This window comes from Thalassotalea ganghwensis (assembly GCF_053485795.1).
In genome coordinates, this window is the sequence record NZ_JBQRUM010000004.1 from 1 (window position 1) to 17,270 (window position 17,270).

Genomic DNA, 17,270 nt, shown 5'->3' on the forward strand with positions numbered 1-17,270 from the left:
TATTACTTATTAAAATACATAATGATTTCAATAAGTTATGAAATAATTAACTAGCAGGTAGTCTTAACATAGGCATTGGTATGCCAAAACAATGTGCAACTCCATAAACAATCATAATACTAAACCCTATTACTAATGTTGTAATACCTCTTGAAATGATATTTCTAGTATGCGCTTCTCTTTCTAGTCTGCTTACTTGTTTATCTTTATCTAATAGCTCTTCCAAGTGTCTTTTAACAACACTGTAGTTATTTTGTAGATTTTGTAAGTTATAACCATAGCCAGTTCTGTGATTTACGTTAGGCGATTGAATATCTTCAATTATTTTCTCAAGATCATCAGGATTTTTAGCAACATCTTCGACAAGTGATATGATTATTTGCCTATATCGTCTTTGGAAGTCTTCTGCGGAAAGTATGTTATGTCTGTTGTGATCCATTTTACGAACCACTTCCTCTTGCTCTTTTAAAAACTCCTTAGTTGAGTGAGTTACTTCAGTCGTAGAATTCATTTTCATTCCTTTTTAATAAATCCACATACTATAACAGTGGATTCTTCTCCCATTATGGGAGTTTATACAGTGTTTATCTGTTTTTATACAGTAGTTTTATAAGCTGATTTTTGCTCTAAGTTCATCAAGACTAATGCCTAATTTGCTAGCTAATTCTTTTAGCTCACTTTCACGATAAACTGGTTTATTGCTTGAACTATCGGCATTAGCTAATTTTGACATTGTCTCTATAAAACCTTCTTCATCATCAATAAAGTCATAAATATTTATCAAGAACTCTGTCGTAGACACGTTCTTCATCAAGGAGTCTATCTTTTTTATGAACAATAATGGGTCGCTCTTTTGATTGAGTAACTTGCCTTGGCAAATCTCTTTTTCTGAGATATTGAGTATTTTACTTAATTTATATACTTGGCTAGCTTTAGGCTCAGTTTTTCCATTTTCCCATTTGCTATACGTTTGAACAGTAACACCAACATATTCAGCGATATCTTCTTGTTTTAAGTTTTTATCTATTCTTGCTTGTTTAATTACATTATTTAACACGTTAAATACCAGCTTCTTAAATATTTCTTTAATTGTACATCTATATTTTTCACTATCACTATTGATGTATATTAAACTTTATGTACACTTAAAGAAAAATATAGTTGACAGGTTTTTAAGGTATGGTTTTTTATTTAAAGTCGGTAAGTCTAGTAATACCCGACTTTTGTCCCATTTTGGGAATTTTGGGTTAGTAAATGATCGATTGGAGCCTTGTTAAGTTTCCAATTGTTCACCAGCCGATTAACTCTGGTGAAGTCTTTTCTACCACACCTGACGGTGAGGTAGAGTGGCGTTCGCCAAAACGTACACAAGCTACTGGCAGTTTTGAGAAAAAGGTATCAATAAAAAGCGTTGGTGGTGATGGTAGGGGGTTTGCAACTCACCTCTGGGTCAATGGCAACCCTGCTAAATTTCTTCAAGGTCATAATGTTTTTGGTAGTGATGATATCGTATCGTTACTTTCTGATTTATTTGATGTTATTGCCAAGCAGCATAACCTTAAACCAACAGCCGAAGAGCTTCAGCGTATAAGAACTGGCGACTACGAGTTAACGATGGTCGATATAAATTACTCTTATGAATTACCTAGTATGTCTGATGTTAAAGCATTTATAAGAGCATTAGAGTTTAAAGCTAAAACACGTCACGGCAGACCATCTAGCAAAGGTGGAACGTTATATTTTGGTAAAACATCACAACGTTGGGCTTTAAAGTTCTACTGCAAGGCCGAGGAGATTCAAACAACAAGAGGGCGCTTGCCTAACAATTTAACTAGCCTTGGTATTGAAACCTGGGCAACTAATAAACTTAGAATTGAATTACGATTGTTAAGCAAACAATTAAAGTCACTTGGTATAGAAAAAGTAAAAGATTTGAATGTAGATAGAGTAAATACGGTGTTTAACGAGTATTTGAGGAAGATTGAGATGAGTGAGCAAATAGCATTAACAGACGAGAAAATGGCAGAAATACCAAAACGTTTACGCATGACATATCGAGCATGGCTAGATGGTCACGATTTACGCGATATGCTATCTAAATCAGCTTACTATCGACATCGTGCAGACTTAAAAGAGTACGGCATAAATATCGATTTACGCCCCGAATCAACGCAAAAATCTAACGTTGTCCCGTTAATCAGAGTCTTAGAGGCTCGTCCTGCGGCAATACCGCATTTTGCATTTCAGCAAGGATTAGTTCATCACTCTGCAACAGCCTAAATTTAATAACTGCCCAAAGTGATGCTCCAACATCACTCTGGGCATAATCACAACAAACCAGATAGGGGTTTATCATGACTACACAAAATCATACTGAAATTAATGTTCACAACCAATTAATGAATTTAAAGCGTTGTATTGATTCGTTAAAGGATGTTTCAGATAACATACCAGTTGGCGAGGCTTACGGCTCTGTTTTATCAGTAATACATACACAGCTAAACACTGAGTATGTATCGTTATTAATGCTAACGTCTCCAGATATTGAAGTATAAAGCAGGGGCCAGCTGCGCGTGAGGCGCAACTGTTCCCTGCGATGCTCTAATTATTGCTTAGTTCCCATTTGGCGGGCTGTCCACTATAATAAGCATCGAGTCAGCGTGAATATTAAGGATCAATGTCTTGGCCGACACCTTAATTATTCGCGCTTCTTTTTTCCTCCTGTTGTATTTTCTATATATACTCAAGCCAAACTTGGCCACCTTGTATGCGATATAAACCAAATAAATTGGTTCCATGCTGCTACGCTCCTTAATCAATAAAAACGAGTGGTTACAATAAAAAAGCTGCTAAATGAATTCAATATCAGCTCACCCTTGAAAACTTAACCTAATTCACAGCGTTCTTCCGTTAAAAAGTGACTATTTGCTAAATTTCCTATTACTATGTGTGAACAAAAGAATTGTTTGCGAGAAACAAACGCAAAAAAAAGTGCTAGAAATTTTTTTAGGAAGGTTCCGCGCAAGCGGAGGGAACCAAAAAATAATTTTAGCGCAATGGCTACAAGGCTAGATACAACGTGCTGCCACACAAAGCGTTACAAGTGAAGAGCGAGCACAAACGTGCGCGCAGCGATAAGCGCGTTAACGCGACTAGAATGAATAATTAACGATCTAATATTTTATAGAGATAAACAATGGCGTTAATAAGTGATTTCAATACAACTTTTTTGATGATCGGATAGCGAATATGGTTGAGGATCTTATCTTTATTTAATCGAATAACTATTTCATTTACATGATGAAACTTGTCAGGCTCACTAACTAATATATCTATTTGGTGTTGTAGATTAACATTCAGCACTTGCAGTTTTAGCAGCCTGATATTCATATCATGAAAAGAACCGGCTTTTAACATGCGTTCGATAGTGCGTTCAGACTTACCATAAAAATCAGCAAGTCGCGCTTTGTCATAACGATTACCATTTTTTGTAAAACCAGCAGCTTTACATAATTGGTAAAACGACATATTGTCTAACTCAGATTCATTCATAGGCCTTATAAACCATAGGGTTGCTAAACATACGACATTTCCTCACAATTATTACTTATTAAAATACATATTTTAAAAGATTATGTTGATGTAAGACATATATTATGCTAGTTTTTAACTAACTGATTATTTTGGCTTTAATATGCACTTTTACTTTTTATAACGTAACGCTACGTAAAATTTGTGGCTGATTATAGCCATAACTGATTTATTTTTTACGTACGTTAACGATTAATTTGGCAGTTTACTTTTATTATGATCAATTTTTCACAACAAACGGCTTCTGACATTTATTTACTTTCACTGCAATCTGCACAAAGCCGTGTAACGATGAATTCAATGCTAAATGTAATTGCTTATAAAATGCAGAGAAAAAAATCACATCAATTGGTTGATTGGTCGCGATTAACCTATGAACAAATATTATCTTTGATGTCAGAACTATCGAGCGCTGGAAAATCTCCAGCAACGATTAACGTTTACTTGTCTGCACTTAAAGGTGTTGCTAAAGAAGCCTGGCGTAAAAAACTGATCGATGTTGAAACCTATCAGCACATTAAAGAAATAAAACGTATTAAAGGTACACGTTCAACTAAAGGTCGAGCTTTAGAGCTTGATGAATTAAATGAACTTATCGATTATTGTATGGCGCAAGACGGTGTTATTGCGATGCGCGATGCTGCAGTTATTGCATTAGTGTATGGTGCCGGTTTACGGCGCCACGAAGCTGCAAATCTAATGTTAAGTAGTTTAGATACCCAAACGGGTACGCTGCGTGTTTTAGGTAAAGGAAATAAAGAGCGAATAAATGCACTTCATAATCGTATTTTGGAAATACTAGAAGTTTGGTTAGATGAACGCGGATTGGAACCTGGACCGTTATTTTTAAGAGCCCGTAAAGGAAATCGTTTAACTAATGAGCCAATTTCAGGTCAAACCGTATATGATATTATTATTAGACGCTATAAAGAAGCCGGTTTAAAGCGCTTAACACCACATGATCTTCGCCGAACTTTTGCGACTAAATTGTTAGAAAATGGTGAAGATGTATTTTTAGTGCAAGATTTAATGGGACATTCATCTGTAGAAACCACTAAAAATTACGACCGCCGTAATGACAAAGCTAAGAAAAAAGCGGCTAAAGCCCTGCCATTTTAGCGTTTTCTGACTTAATAATATTATCCCAGTTATCAATAATTTGCTTAAGTTTCCCACTGGATTTAAGTTCTGTAATTGCTTGATTAATTTTCGGAAGAAGGTTTTCAAACTTAGACTTTTTACTGATCATAATCTGTATATCATCTGCATAAATCTCTAATGAATGTTTTTCAAATTCATCAAACATTTTGTACTTTTTAACAAAGGCTTGCATCGTAAAAGGGTCAACCAAAATCCCATCTAAGTGCCCTCTCATTAATAAATCAATATTTTGCTCAAGGTCGAGTACTTCTGTAATATGAGATCTAAAGGCACCGCGTTTTATGAGTTCTTGGTATGCTTTACCGTAATAATAACCGCCTTCAACACCTATCATATAGTCAGTTGCTAAGAGATCAGATAACTTTTCAAGCTTAATGTTTTCTGAATTACCTTTTCGGACAAATAGATTAACCGTTTCAACACGGTAAGGAAGGGAAAAATAAGCGTATTCTTCTCGTTCTTTGGTATAAGAAGCCCCCATGGCAACATCCATTTCACCAGTTTTGATATACTGAAGATGTCTTTTCCAGGGTAATTCTGTGTAATTAACGGTTAAGTTAGCGTGCTTAACAATGGCGTTGAAAATATCAAGGTCAAGACCAACAAGTTCTTGATTCTGGTTTCGATATTGATAGGGATACCAAAGCTCCCACCCAACAGCTAGCTCTTTCTCTTTAGCAGATAACGGTGTTAGTACTATTGCGAGTACGACCATTATCAGTCGTTTTATCGACAGTTTTATCAATATTACACATCCTATGACGTTAATATAATTATTTTATTGGCGTTGCATTTAGTACTAATTGTGGATCTAAGCGAATATCTCCCCAATTTACGCGCCAATCTAAATGCGGGCCAGTTGCACGACCACTTGCACCAACGGCGGCAATAGTGTCGTTTTTTTGAACAATCTGCCCTACTTTTACATAACTATCACTTAAATGCAAAAATGTTGAGTTAATACCATGGCCATGGTCGATGATTAACGTGCCACCCGAATAAAACATATCTGGAACCCAAAGTACGACTTTGCCATCGGCTGGAGCCTTTACTGGATCTCCCACAGCTCCACGATAATCAACGCCAAAATGGGTGCTCTTTTTAACGCCATTAAAGAGGCGTTGACTACCATATACACCGGTAACTTTACTGTCGCGTGGCGGCACAAAACCTTTAGCAAAAGCAGCCAATGGCGTGATGTCTTGCCGTGCGTTCGCTACTTGTAGTCTATCTATCTTTGCCCTTTCAATTGCCTTTGGATCTGGCTCCATAATTTTTTTGGCAATGCCATTTACATTAGACTTTGGGTAAGTTCGAACAGACGGAGTGAAGGTCTTTGTTTCTTCCTTACCTGAAGGTGTTGTTACCACTAACGTATACGTTGTCGTATCATTCCAACTAAAGCCAAAAACAAAATCTCCTGCATCAGATAATGGAAGTATTTTATCGTTAAGCCTTACTTGGCTGTTGGGAACTGTCTTACCAATTATCATACTTCCTTGAGTAAAATCACCGGACAGTTCAACGTTTGCAAAGACTTTAGCAGAAATTGAAAGTGCTAGAGCAATGCTACACCACGATACGTAGATTGGTTTAAGCATCGGCAATAGCTCCTTTAGCAACACCCTCATAAGCGATCACTTGATAGTCGTTGCGTGGCCTAGCTTTCTTTAACTGTCTTGCAATAAAATCTGCTAATAATTCAACAGTGGAATCGCAATCAACAATTTCCAATTTATTTTTTGGAACCGCAATATCAAATCGCCCTTGCGGCGCTTGATATGCAAAAAGCTCATGCTGCTCAGTTAACGCAAATATTGCTTTTTCTGACAGTTCAATATCATCTAGCGAAACTCTGTCTGATTCACTGGCGATATAAATATCTTCCCAACGTTGACACCAAAAATGTTCGAGTGTTTCTGAACGTTGGCCATTTTCTAATAACTTAATTTTAGAACGATGACCATGAGCTATTCGCTGGCAGTTCCCATCATGCAGTTTTAAACCATGAGTATAATGATAATAATCACCAAGTATTTTTTCAGCTCTTAACGTTAGCTCGATGCCTTTTACATTATCAGGTAATTGTTCAAAGATAATCGCTGACAAATGTGCTTTAACTGAATCAATTGACACTTGCTCGTTATCGATAAATGCAAACGCACATTCAGGAGACTGCATATAATACGAACCGACACTTGTGTTGATATCTACCGTTTTATGCCCTTGATGATGACGTGATGTTTGAATGTCTACACACGAGTTTTTAATGGGCAATAAGAGTTTGTGATCTACTGCTTCATCAATAATCGCTTTAATTTGCTTTTTTACAATACCGAAATCAAGCACCATGCTTTGTTCGTTAAGGTCTCCGTTTAGACGAACATCAACGATCCAACTTTCTCCTACAATTCCTCGCTTTTCACACACATAAGAAAAGTCAATTACGGTTAGATCATCTACAAATAATTGCATGTATACTCCTTATAATACTTGCCATTGGATAGTTTCATTAGCTCTGATAGGTACTACGTTGTCTGCACCAAAAGCTAATGTTTGTGGTACTTGCCATGTTTTTTTAGTTAAGGTGATCGTATCTTGGTTTATCGGCAAGCCATAAAACGTTGGTCCATTGATACTGGCAAAAGCTTCTAATTTATCTAATGCATTTTCTTGCTCAAAAACTTCAGCGTAAAGCTCAATTGCCGCGTGAGCTGTATATGAACCTGCGCAGCCACAAGCTGACTCTTTAGCGTGTTGTGGGTGTGGAGCTGAATCAGTGCCCAAGAAAAACTTTTCATTTCCACTTGTCGCAGCTTCAATAAGTGCTTGTTGGTGAATGTTTCTTTTTAATATTGGTAAGCAAAAGAAATGTGGGCGAATACCACCAACTAACATATGGTTTCGGTTAAATAATAAATGATGGGCTGTTATCGTTGCACCAACATTGCTACCTGCTGAGCTAACAAAGTCAACCGCGTGCTTGGTAGTGATATGTTCTAATACGATTTTAAGCGTAGAGTATTTTTCTACCAAGGGTGTCAAAATCGTTTCAATAAACTGCTGTTCACGATCAAAAATATCAATATCATCGGTGGTTACTTCACCATGAATCAGTAAAGGCATACCGACTTCTTCCATCGTATCTAACACAGGGTAAATATTGGCAATATTGGTGACGCCTGAAGATGAGTTAGTTGTCGCACCCGCTGGATATAATTTTGCCGCATAAACGATACCAGAGGCTTTTGCCTCACGTATATCTTCTGCTGTCGTATTATCAGTAAGATAGAGCACCATCAAAGGTTTAAAATGAGGCTTTGGCTGTGCAGCAATAATGCGTTGATAATATTGTTCAGCAAGCGCTTTATTAGTAACAGGCGGCACCAAATTTGGCATCACTATCGCTCGGCCAAAGTAGCGACTAATATCAGCTACTGTATTTTTTAATACATCACCGTCACGTAAGTGAACATGCCAGTCATCTGGTCTAATAATGGTTATTGAATTCATGAAAAACCTTAATAATAAATGTGCTAATTACAATTCTGAAGCATTACCGTCATTTTCATCACTTTCTAACAAAGCGATCAATTGATCTTTTAAGTTCGGTGGAACTTTAAAAATGGTTAAACTGTCATTTGCCCTATTATACACAATATCTTGGCCAAAATGACTGCGTTCAAAACTAATACTAATGCCATTGCCATAACCTGAATACTTAGTTACCTTATTCACAACTGCTTGATCATGCGGGAACTTTTCTTCTAACGGATACGCTTGCTCCTGACAAAATTGATAAAAGTCTTTTTCTTGGTCTGTTGAAATTACATGACCAACATCCTTTAAAGAGACTTCCTGTGCATTTTCTTTTTGCTCTTTACAATAAGACAATAATTCCTTTCTAGTATGCTGTTTTTCTTGTGCATCAAATTGATTAACCGCAACAAAGTCTTCAACTGCTTGCACCAAAGTTTGCGTTTGTGCTTTAGCATCTAAGCCCTCTTCACAACCTAAAAAGTCGAGAAAGAAATCAGAGACTTTTCTACCCGCTCTACCTTTTATAAAAGAAATATAACGATTGCTTTGTGGATTTTGTTGATATTCAAAAAGGTCTATCCTAGCAGCTAGTTGTAATTTGCTGGTATCGAGATGTTTTGCTGCAGAAATAGTTAACTCTTGATCTACCGAAAAATGTTCGGTCACCGGGATAATACATACTAAAATGTACCTTCCCCCCATATATTCATAATGGTTAACGACTAAGTAACCCGTTTCTCCAAGATCGTATTTAGCCAGTTCATTAGCCAATGCTTTAGCGGCGTGTTGAGAAAATTGATTAAAGGCGACTTGTTCATTTAAATAACCTTCCATAACTTGAACAAATGGTTGGCTGTCGTCTGTTTGCGGCTGCGCATTAAACCGCCCATACCCTTTATTACCTTTGCTGTTATATAACTGGTGTAGGCCGTTACTAAAATCTTCAATTTTAGGAGTAACATCAATTTGATCAGGCCCGAAACGCAATTCAATTTCGCCAGATTCGGCGTTTTGAGATAAAAAATGTAGTGCAATATTGGAAATTATGATGCTCATAGTTATTGGTCAGTATTATCTTGTCTTGTGTTTTGGTAAACTTGCGTTTTATTCAAATTAACCAGTAATAAATTTATGCCTATTGTATCGAAGTATTCTAACGAACGTGTAGAAAAAATTATTAATGATTTACTTAATGTATTAGTCAAAGAATCTGCCACCACTGATTTGGCACTGATGTGTCTGGGTAATACCGTTTCTGATATTATCAATAATGAAGTCCCAGAAGCAAAGCGTAGTGATATTGTCGAAAATTTTACTAATGCATTAAAACAATCTATAAAATAGAATACTATTAATAAAAACAAAGACTAACAATAATAAGAGAATAAATAAACATGGTCTCTTTCGGTTCAACGAATTATAGCAAACGACTATTACACCTTATCAGTTGGGGTCATTGGTTTACCTTTTTCAATATCCTATTAGCCATCACCTTATCTGTTTTTTATTTGGTTGTTGAACCGTTACCTGAAACCTTAATTGGTAAGCTTTATTTGTTTACTACCTGGGTCAGCCATATGGGGTTTCTCACCTTTATCGGCTTTATGTTAATAATATTCCCGATCACCCTAATTTATCCTCATACCCGTTTTATCAGAGGCGCATCGTCAATATTATTTACAGCTGGTATGGTAATGCTGTTATTAGACGCTTTTGTCTATAGTCGTTTGGGTTATCACCTGAATGCCTCGTCACGAACACAGATTATCGATTTGATCGCCTCTCTTATTAGTCAGAATTCAAGGTTGTTTTGGTTTATCGCATTAATTACAACCATGGCGTTATTATCAATACAATTAGTGGTCAGCAATTATGCGTGGAAACACCTAAGAGAATTACAACGTACAGTATTTGCGAAATTCATCGTCATATTTTTAGTGGCTTCGTTCTTTTTTAGTCATATCACACATATTTGGGCGGATGCTAATTTAAAATACGATGTGTTAAGACAAGATACCATGCTACCGCTTTCGTATCCTGCGACCGCCAAAACCTTACTAACCAAGTATGATTTATTTAATTTAGATGATTATAACGAACGTAAAAATAGTCCACTTTCATTTACCAAATTGGTGCCCAATTACCCTTTGTTACCAAAACAGTGTGCAAGTAAAACATCCGAACGTTCCGCTTATTTAATTCTTACCGAGCAAATTTTAACTGAACGTCAAATTAAACAATTTAGCTTACGAGCCAGCGCTCCAAAAGCACAACTAGAACACCATCTTGATAACGCGTTACCAAATGACGCCTTGTTTAACTTGGTGTATAGCTTACCAAGTATTTATAAAAATCAAATAGTTAATCAAGATACACCGCCATTACTTTTTCAAGCATTAAAACAACATAATCTAGCCAGCAATTTTTATTATATTAATGGTAATTCGACTGAAATAGCCGCACCCAAATGGTTAACTAAACACTTTAGCAATATCGAAAAGCACAGTGATATTTCTGAATTCTTAACAAGTAAAGGATTTACGCGCACCGAACCAGGCCTACAAACTTATTATTTTTCCCAAGATGATAGTTACCAATTTGAACTGTTTATCGATGCCCTGTTGCTTTCACAGCGTGGCAAAACTAACCCTGATATTGTTTGGATAAGCTCAATTGGCAATCAATCTTTAAATAATCGTTTTGCGATAAAACCCGCATTATTAATTCATCCAGATATTAAAGATAAAACAGTTAACTATTTAACCAGCCATTTTGATGTTGCTCCTACGTTATTATCGAGCTGGTTTGATTGTCAGCTGACGAATGAACTTAGCCCTAATGGCAGCAACATTCTTAAGTTAAAACACGATAGGATCATTGCGAATACAGTAGATGAAGGTGTAATGGTATTTAATAAAGATAAATCGGTGTTTATTGATCAAAACAGTAATTTCCAAAGTTACTCTCGCCAATTACAATCACCAATAATGGTTAAACCTGATTTTCCGCTATTGATAGATGGCGTAAATTTTATTAAACGATTTACTCAACACACTAACAATGGCGAATAATTAGCCGAACAAGCGATAAGGTGCAGTTTAATGATTGCAAAATAGTATTTTGCCTTTATGATACTCACCACAAGTGCAAATTAGCTTGTATGTCGGGATATAGCGCAGTCTGGTAGCGCGTGCGTCTGGGGGACGTGAGGTCGCAGGTTCAAGTCCTGCTATCCCGACCAATTTATGCTTTAAGCCAACGCTTGTTATTCTCCGACAAAATTAACTTCCAACCCTACGCCTGATGGTAACTTAAAAAACACCTGCGTCATTGCCAGCTCAGTTATTTCACTTATTTCAAATTGCATAGTAAATGCAGTCAATTTGCCAATAAACTCATTAAACCCGTTAAGTCGAAACGCTATATGATCTAAATAGGCTAACTCCTTATTTGGCTGATGATGACTTTCGGTTAAATGAACAATGGCTAAATTACCTTTATATAGCCAATAGCCATTACTTTAAAATTCTGGTCTATAACCTTCTTTTAAATTAAATAACTGACAGAGAATTAACTTATCTGCATTAATTACATCAATAGGCGCACTGATGTTAATGTGATCAAAAATCAAAGTAGCCTCCTAAATACTCTGTAAAATAACCCTTAAAAGAATAACGACTACTTAACTCAACACCAATTTTAAAAGTGTAAAAATTAGTTTTTACACTTACCAATGCACTCTACTAACTCTAGTAATTCTAACGCTTATCTTAAAGCGGGCTACTCACTCCTTTTCTTACCTTCAAAAAATCACCTTCAATTAAAATAGTAAAAAGAGATTTAGTAAGTAATTACTCCAGCATCATCCAGGGTTATCGGGGTTGCCATTCAATCATCACCAAGAGTTACCAGGGTTACTTTGATATTTATTCACGGGGTTGCCGGGGTTATTAATACTATTGACTTTCAGGGTTATAGGGGTTACCTTTATTGGTTAAGCAAATTAGGGAGTTTTGACATGAAGTATCCAGTAAAAATTATAAAATCGAGAACAGACCAAAGTTATGAATTAACTATCCCTGACCTACCCGGATGCCAGCTTAAAAGTGAAAGCGTCGAGACTTTATTAGATGGTTGCCAAAAAATAATCGCAGATCATTTAGCGATACTTTCTGAATATGGTGAAAATATTCCAACTGCATCTTTAATTGATGAGTTAATCAAACAGCAACCCAATGCTATTTGGGCGCTTGTTGACTTTGATATTGTCCCTTACTTAGGAAAGAGCCATAAAATTAATGTCACCCTACCTGAGTTATTGATTAAAAAAATTGATGACATAGTCAGTATTAGCCCCGAACATAAAACCCGTTCTGGTTTTATTGCGAATGCATGTATTTCTTTACTTGAGCGTTCACGTTAAACTTTTAACAAATCAACTTGTAAATATCATTATGAAAAAATTATTGTTACTAAGTGCCTCTCGTGTTGGTGATACAGATTATTTGGCTCACGCGAAAGGCATGCTTGACGAACATTTATCAACGATTAAAAATGTTGTTTTTATTCCTTATGCTGGCGTTACTATGACGTACGATGAGTATACGAATAAAGTACAACAAGCACTCAGCGATTTACCAATTTCGATAAAAGGCATTCATCAATTTGACGATCCTAAGCACGCTATTGAAAGCGCTGAAGCAATAATGATTGGCGGTGGTAATACATTTAGATTGCTAGAACGTCTTTATCATTTTAACTTGTTCGACATAATTCGCGACAAGGTGAATTCTGGGGTGGCCTATGTTGGTTGGAGCGCTGGTTCAAATATTGCGGGATTATCAATTAAAACCACGAATGACATGCCAATCATTCAACCTGACAGTTTTAACGCCCTAGCATTGGTAAACTTTCAATTAAATCCACATTATACGGATCATACTCCACCCGGCCACAATGGAGAAACGAGAGAACAAAGGTTGCAAGAATTTATGGTGTTAAATCCTGATACTCAAATTGTTGGCTTAATTGAAGGTACGGCATTGAAAGTTATTGGAAATGATACTCACTTAATTGGCGAATATGAAGGTTATCTATTTCTAAATGGTCAAAAGTCTACTCTTCCTAAAAACAGCAATATTAGCGCCTTAGTAAATTAACGTAGTTGAACGACATCAGGGCAAATACTTGCCCTGATTTTTATGTAGTAATGGTGTGAATTAATAACGTTAGCTTATTTTAAAAAATCGAGTTGAATTTTGTTTGCTGCGGTTTCAATACTTTCATTGGCGTTAAACGTTGCGATTAGCGGCGCTGGTATCAATGAACAAAGCTCTTCAATATTATCTTGCTGATATGGCATGTTATCATCTTGACAGTTTGCTACCCAGCCTACAACCCGTAAACCATCATCAGAGATTGCTTCATAAGTCAGTAAAGCGTGGTTTAGACAGCCAAGCTTAATATTAACGACCAGTATGACCGATTGAGAACTTTCCTGAGCAAATTCGGATAAAAAGCGTTTATTGCCAAGTGGTAATCTCCACCCCCCGGCACCTTCTGTGACAATAATATCGGCGTTATTATTAGCTTGGATATCTTGATAGCCAATTATTATCTGTTCTATCGTTATCGCTTTTTGTTGGTATTTTGCCGCAATATGTGGCGCAATGGGTTCTTCAAAAGCTATCGGATTAACTTGTTTTAAACGCTGTGGCGTATTAACTTCTTCAAGTAACAGTTTTGCGTCTTCATTCACTAGCTCACCATTAACACATTCGCAGCCAGCCGAGATAGGCTTGTACGCCGACACCTTGTAGTGTTGATTTGTCAGTGCTCTAATTAGCGCACGGCTAAAATGGGTTTTCCCGGCATCGGTATCAGTTGCCGTTATAAATAACCTTTTACTCATTTTCGAATTACGTTTTCTTATAGTTGATTGACCAATCTGATAGTTTTACCATGATCGCTGAATAAACTGAGTATGTCGCAGGGTAAATTCCAGAAGGCTCTTGAAAGTCTTGATAACTTTCAACCATTTTTTTCCATTTATCTTTACCAGCGAGCCCTTTACTAACACGTTTAGGTACCTGATTAGCACCGAGTCCTTTTAACTCTGTGGCTAAGTGTTTAACGTCTGAATACTCCAAAATGACATCTTTACATTGATGATCAATAATCTTTGATAATCCAGTGTTAAATAAGGTATTCAATTCTTCTTCGGTATGAAAATCTATGACGTGCTGATCATCGTCAACTTGTGCCCACGACGATTTAAGTTCGTGTAATGTCCCTTCAACCAATGTTGAAACCACAAAAAGACCGCCAGGCTTGATAACACGCATTATTTCAGCTATCACCTTATCTAAGGGCTCGCACCATTGCATGACCAAGTTTGAATAAACAATATCTACACTTTCATTTTGCAATGGTAACTTATGGGCATCGCCCTCAAACCAGAAAATATTCTTGCTACGATTTTCCTGTGCAAACTTCAACATTTTGGTCGAAATATCAGCGCCCAATACACGTTGATATTTACTTGCTAATATGTCTGCAAAAAAACCTGTGCCACAACCGAGATCTAACACAGTTAAATCCGATTTGTCAGGTAACCATGGGATCAGATGTTTACCGGTAAATCGTTGTAATCGGGCTGAAACATCGTAAGAATGACTTGCTCCACCAAAAGATTTGGCGATTTTTATCCGATTGCGAACATCGGCCATTAATATATTACCTCATTCAATACATCAGCTAACTTGATGATTTGCTTATTATTATGGTTGGCGGTTATGGTTATGCGTAACCTTGAACTTCCTCTGGAAACCGTTGGAGGTCTGATCGCCGATACCCATAAACCGTTTTCTTTTAGTTGTTGTGATATCTTTAGCGTTTTTTCAGCCTCTCCAATCACAATAGCGTGTATTGAAGAGTTGCTGGCTATCAATTCTATTTCAGGTTTTAGTCTAGACGAAAATAATCCACTAAGTTCAGTTATTTTTTCTCTTCGCCAATTTTCTTTTTGTATAATTTCAATACTCTTGTTCGTTGCCCATGCTATAGCGGGTGAAATTGCCGTCGAATAGATATAGTGGCGAGAAAAGTTGACTAAAAACTCATATAGGTCACTATCGCAAACTACAAAGGCTCCCGAGGTGGCTATCGCTTTACCAAACGTTGCCATGGTAATGTCACATTTTGCTTGTGCACAGCTGCCTTGTCCTTGTTGACCCAACACTCCAATCGCGTGTGCATCGTCAATATAAGATTTTGCTGAAAATTGTTTACTAAGCTGAGTAATCGCATGAATATCAGCGCAATCGCCATCCATGCTAAACACACCTTCACTGACGACTAAACAATCCTCATTTTCATATTTGGCTAATAAAGCGGCTAACTGTTGGTAGTCGTTATGGTTATATCGTTTAAATTGCTGCTTGTGAGATCTTACCGCATCAATTAACGAGGCATGACTTAATTTATCGAGTAAAAACTGGGTACCGTGATCTGCAAGTGCACTAAGCACACCAACATTTGCCGAAAAGCCACTGCTATATAACAAACAATGTGGCTTATCCAACCAATCACAAATGGTTTCTTCTAATTGTTGATGTGCATAACTGTAACCAGTGATTAATGATGAAGCACTCGAACAGACACCCGACTTTTTACCGCCCTCACTCAATGCTTTTATCAAGCGAGGTTCTTGAGCTAAACCTAAATAATCATTAGAAGAAAAATTAATGTACCAATTACCATCAATCTTAATTTCACTGTGACGTGTTTCTTCAATAAGTTGGCGCTTTCTTAGTAAACCTAGGTCGCTTTGCTTAGTAACGCAACTGCCAATAAACTCAAAGCTCATTAACGTATTTAACCTGCAGCGTTATAAAATAAATCGCTATGTTGATTATCACTAACGGCGTGTTTTAAGTTATCTTGCTCTTGCTGCTCGTCTACTTGAGTCGCGATAGTTTCGGTATTAATACCTAACTTTTTGAACAACATGACATCGGCATTTGTTTCAGGGTTTGCTGCTGTTAAAAGTTTACAACCAAAAAATATCGAATTTGCACCGGCTAAGAAGCATAACGACTGCATTTGTTCATTCATCGCTTCTCGACCTGCTGATAAGCGAACATGGCTTTTCGGCATCATAATTCTTGCAACGGCAATACAGCGAATAAAATCAAACTCATCTAAATCATCGACATCAGCTAACGGGGTACCATCAATTTTAACTAACATGTTAATGGGTACGCTTTCAGGCTGTGGTGATAAATTAGCAAGTTGTGCTAAAAGTGACGCTCGATCATTTGCTTTTTCACCAAGACCTACAATTCCACCTGAACAAACCTTCATACCTGCACTTCTAACATTATCAAGTGTATCTAAACGATCTTGGTAGGTTCTCGTGGTAATTATTTGATTATAATGCTCTGGAGATGTATCTAAATTGTGGTTGTAATAGTCTAAACCTGCTTCTTGCAGTTGCATTGCTTGCTGTTGATCAAGCATACCTAAGGTCATACAGGTTTCTAACCCTAATGCTTTTACGCCCTTAACCATGTCGACGACATAAGGCATATCGCGTTCTTTTGGATTTCGCCACGCAGCGCCCATGCAAAAACGAGTTGAACCTTGTTCTTTCGCCTTTTTAGCGGCTTCTAGAACTTTCTCAACTTCCATTAAACGTTCTTTTTCAATATCAGTCTTATAGCGTGCACTTTGCGAACAATACTTGCAATCTTCTGGGCAGGCTCCTGTTTTAATCGACAACAATGTACTGACTTGAACTTCATTGGGATTAAAGTTTTCACGGTGCGCTGTTTGTGCTTTAAACATTAAGTCGTTAAAAGGTAATTCAAATAACGCGTTAACTTCTTGATGGGTCCAATTGTGACGAACAGGAAATTGAACATTGTTAGTAGTGCTGCTAGTGCCAGACATAAATAAACCTAGAGTTTTAAAATTGC

The 17,270-nt window shown here is 36.9% G+C and carries 19 protein-coding genes and 1 tRNA gene; 8 read left to right on the top strand and 12 right to left on the bottom strand.

Annotated features, from left to right (window positions below; all coding sequences use genetic code 11):
• Window positions 1-46 precede the first annotated feature (46 nt).
• Together ACSLUH_RS05060 and ACSLUH_RS05065 are read right to left on the bottom strand one after the other, a co-directional pair.
• The gene (locus tag ACSLUH_RS05060) at window positions 47-511 is read right to left on the bottom strand and encodes a hypothetical protein (protein WP_448565221.1); all 465 of its coding nucleotides are present in this window, start codon (window positions 509-511) and stop codon (window positions 47-49) included.
• A gap of 96 nt (window positions 512-607) precedes the next feature.
• Complete coding sequence (locus ACSLUH_RS05065; protein WP_448565222.1) at window positions 608-1,057, bottom strand: helix-turn-helix transcriptional regulator; 450 nt, start codon at window positions 1,055-1,057, stop codon at window positions 608-610.
• A 197-nt stretch (window positions 1,058-1,254) separates the two neighbouring features.
• Here ACSLUH_RS05065 and ACSLUH_RS05070 point away from each other — a divergent pair, with 197 nt between their 5' ends.
• Both ACSLUH_RS05070 and ACSLUH_RS05075 read left to right on the top strand, forming a co-directional pair.
• On the top strand, window positions 1,255-2,280 hold the full coding sequence (locus ACSLUH_RS05070; RefSeq protein WP_448565223.1) for a phage/plasmid replication protein, II/X family: 1,026 nt from the start codon (window positions 1,255-1,257) through the stop codon (window positions 2,278-2,280).
• A 74-nt stretch (window positions 2,281-2,354) separates the two neighbouring features.
• Window positions 2,355-2,555, top strand: coding sequence for a hypothetical protein (locus tag ACSLUH_RS05075; protein ID WP_448565224.1), 201 nt, complete (start codon window positions 2,355-2,357; stop codon window positions 2,553-2,555).
• 610 nt (window positions 2,556-3,165) lie between these two features.
• Here ACSLUH_RS05075 and ACSLUH_RS05080 read toward each other — a convergent pair.
• Window positions 3,166-3,552, bottom strand: a complete 387-nt coding sequence (locus ACSLUH_RS05080) for a hypothetical protein (protein ID WP_448565225.1) — start codon at window positions 3,550-3,552, stop codon at window positions 3,166-3,168.
• A 255-nt stretch (window positions 3,553-3,807) separates the two neighbouring features.
• Here ACSLUH_RS05080 and ACSLUH_RS05085 point away from each other — a divergent pair, with 255 nt between their 5' ends.
• A complete protein-coding gene (locus ACSLUH_RS05085; protein ID WP_448565226.1) occupies window positions 3,808-4,710 on the top strand; it encodes a tyrosine-type recombinase/integrase in 903 nt (300 codons plus the stop codon).
• Here ACSLUH_RS05085 and ACSLUH_RS05090 read toward each other — a convergent pair.
• The 5 genes from ACSLUH_RS05090 to yejK are packed head-to-tail and all read right to left on the bottom strand — an operon-like array spanning window position 4,691 to window position 9,348.
• The gene (locus ACSLUH_RS05090) at window positions 4,691-5,467 is read right to left on the bottom strand and encodes a substrate-binding periplasmic protein (RefSeq protein ID WP_448565227.1); all 777 of its coding nucleotides are present in this window, start codon (window positions 5,465-5,467) and stop codon (window positions 4,691-4,693) included. The two genes, ACSLUH_RS05085 and ACSLUH_RS05090, sit on opposite strands and share 20 nt — an antisense overlap.
• 58 nt (window positions 5,468-5,525) lie before the next feature.
• The gene (locus ACSLUH_RS05095; RefSeq protein ID WP_448565228.1) at window positions 5,526-6,353 is read right to left on the bottom strand and encodes a M23 family metallopeptidase; all 828 of its coding nucleotides are present in this window, start codon (window positions 6,351-6,353) and stop codon (window positions 5,526-5,528) included.
• The gene (locus ACSLUH_RS05100) at window positions 6,346-7,227 is read right to left on the bottom strand and encodes a 6-pyruvoyl trahydropterin synthase family protein (protein ID WP_448565229.1); all 882 of its coding nucleotides are present in this window, start codon (window positions 7,225-7,227) and stop codon (window positions 6,346-6,348) included. The genes ACSLUH_RS05095 and ACSLUH_RS05100 overlap by 8 nt, the downstream gene beginning before the upstream one ends.
• Before the next feature lie 9 nt (window positions 7,228-7,236).
• The gene (gene pyrC, locus ACSLUH_RS05105) at window positions 7,237-8,265 is read right to left on the bottom strand and encodes a dihydroorotase (protein WP_448565230.1); all 1,029 of its coding nucleotides are present in this window, start codon (window positions 8,263-8,265) and stop codon (window positions 7,237-7,239) included.
• A gap of 27 nt (window positions 8,266-8,292) precedes the next feature.
• Window positions 8,293-9,348, bottom strand: a complete 1,056-nt coding sequence (yejK, locus tag ACSLUH_RS05110) for a nucleoid-associated protein YejK (RefSeq protein WP_448565231.1) — start codon at window positions 9,346-9,348, stop codon at window positions 8,293-8,295.
• 75 nt (window positions 9,349-9,423) lie between these two features.
• Here yejK and ACSLUH_RS05115 point away from each other — a divergent pair, with 75 nt between their 5' ends.
• The 5 genes from ACSLUH_RS05115 to pepE all read left to right on the top strand — a co-directional run bounded on the left by ACSLUH_RS05115 (window position 9,424) and on the right by pepE (window position 13,451).
• Entirely contained in the window at window positions 9,424-9,636 is a 213-nt protein-coding gene (locus ACSLUH_RS05115; protein ID WP_448565232.1) for a YejL family protein, read from the top strand.
• A 50-nt stretch (window positions 9,637-9,686) separates the two neighbouring features.
• The gene (locus ACSLUH_RS05120; protein ID WP_448565233.1) at window positions 9,687-11,363 is read left to right on the top strand and encodes a DUF3413 domain-containing protein; all 1,677 of its coding nucleotides are present in this window, start codon (window positions 9,687-9,689) and stop codon (window positions 11,361-11,363) included.
• 93 nt (window positions 11,364-11,456) lie between these two features.
• Window positions 11,457-11,533 (top strand) — tRNA-Pro (locus ACSLUH_RS05125).
• Between the two features lie 777 nt (window positions 11,534-12,310).
• Window positions 12,311-12,715: a type II toxin-antitoxin system HicB family antitoxin gene (locus ACSLUH_RS05130; RefSeq protein ID WP_448565234.1), complete on the top strand. Its 405-nt coding sequence runs from the start codon at window positions 12,311-12,313 to the stop codon at window positions 12,713-12,715.
• A 31-nt stretch (window positions 12,716-12,746) separates the two neighbouring features.
• Window positions 12,747-13,451: a dipeptidase PepE gene (gene pepE, locus ACSLUH_RS05135; protein ID WP_448565235.1), complete on the top strand. Its 705-nt coding sequence runs from the start codon at window positions 12,747-12,749 to the stop codon at window positions 13,449-13,451.
• A gap of 74 nt (window positions 13,452-13,525) precedes the next feature.
• Here pepE and bioD read toward each other — a convergent pair whose 3' ends face one another.
• The 4 genes from bioD to bioB are packed head-to-tail and all read right to left on the bottom strand — an operon-like array spanning window position 13,526 to window position 17,244.
• The gene (bioD, locus tag ACSLUH_RS05140; RefSeq protein WP_448565236.1) at window positions 13,526-14,203 is read right to left on the bottom strand and encodes a dethiobiotin synthase; all 678 of its coding nucleotides are present in this window, start codon (window positions 14,201-14,203) and stop codon (window positions 13,526-13,528) included.
• Window positions 14,204-14,210: 7 nt separating this feature from the next.
• On the bottom strand, window positions 14,211-15,020 hold the full coding sequence (gene bioC, locus ACSLUH_RS05145; protein ID WP_448565237.1) for a malonyl-ACP O-methyltransferase BioC: 810 nt from the start codon (window positions 15,018-15,020) through the stop codon (window positions 14,211-14,213).
• Window positions 15,020-16,159 (bottom strand): 8-amino-7-oxononanoate synthase, encoded by a 1,140-nt coding sequence (gene bioF, locus ACSLUH_RS05150; protein ID WP_448565238.1) that lies wholly within the window; start codon window positions 16,157-16,159, stop codon window positions 15,020-15,022. The genes bioC and bioF overlap by 1 nt, the downstream gene beginning before the upstream one ends.
• Window positions 16,160-16,167: 8 nt before the next feature.
• Window positions 16,168-17,244: a biotin synthase BioB gene (gene bioB / locus ACSLUH_RS05155; protein WP_448565239.1), complete on the bottom strand. Its 1,077-nt coding sequence runs from the start codon at window positions 17,242-17,244 to the stop codon at window positions 16,168-16,170.
• Window positions 17,245-17,270 lie beyond the last annotated feature (26 nt).